The 452-nt window shown below is 62.4% G+C and carries 1 protein-coding gene; it reads left to right on the top strand.

What is annotated here, in order from left to right; translation table 11 throughout:
• Positions 1-452 (top strand): FAD-dependent oxidoreductase (locus tag EOD29_RS30665; protein ID WP_164763882.1); only part of this gene is annotated, 452 nt, incomplete at both ends.

Genomic DNA, 452 nt, shown 5'->3' with positions numbered 1-452 from the left:
GTGACGGCTATTTCGCGCGAGCGGAACGGAGTGAGGATGATGGCTCCAGCCCACAGCATTCACGCCCGAGCCGCGGTGATCGCTGCCGGCGCTCATTCCCGCGGCCTGGCTCTGCAGCTCGGAGAGCGGGTCCCCCTGGACACCGAGCGCGGCTATCATCTGGAATTCGATATGGAAACACCGCCGGTGGAAAGACCGGTGTGCCCGACGCATCATGGATTTTACTTTTGCCCGATGCGTGGCCGGCTGCGCGTCGCCGGCACCGTGGAACTCGGAGGTCTCACCGCGCCTTCGAACCCAAGGCGCCTCGAAGTGTTATTGGCAAACGCCCGCAGGATTTTCCCGACACTTGGTGAACCAAGCCGGAGCTGGATGGGCTTTCGCCCTTCCATGCCCGATTCCGTTCCCGTCATTCGGCCTTCAAGAGGAGGAAGGGACGTCGTGTTTGCTTT

The organism is Mesorhizobium sp. M1A.T.Ca.IN.004.03.1.1 (assembly GCF_003997555.1).
Classification (GTDB): Bacteria; Pseudomonadota; Alphaproteobacteria; order Rhizobiales; family Rhizobiaceae; genus Mesorhizobium.
Note: the sequence above shows the minus strand (reverse complement) of the source record. Positions and strands in the feature narration are given on the sequence as shown.